This window comes from Sphingobium sp. GW821-FHT02B05, from assembly GCF_059421905.1.
The window spans coordinates 1-221 of the sequence record NZ_JBWKVW010000036.1; the positions used below are offsets into that span (position 1 = coordinate 1).

1 tRNA gene is annotated in these 221 nt (G+C 61.1%); it reads right to left on the reverse strand.

From position 1 onward, the window contains the following. Positions 1-77: transfer RNA gene (locus AC07UX_RS21170), tRNA-Met, on the reverse strand. Positions 78-221: the final 144 nt, after the last annotated feature.

Consider the following 221-nt stretch of genomic DNA (forward strand, 5'->3'; position numbering starts at 1 on the left):
TGGTTGCGGGAGTAGGATTTGAACCTACGACCTTCAGGTTATGAGCCTGACGAGCTACCGGGCTGCTCCATCCCGCGCCGATGATGTATGTTGGATCAGGGATTATGGAGGCATGCGCCTCCGCAAGGCCGACGGGCCGTCGCGCCTTGTGGCGCGGTAGCCAAGGCCACGGATGTGGCTGCCGGCGCCTGAGGCCAACAACAAGGTGAATGGGTTTTGAC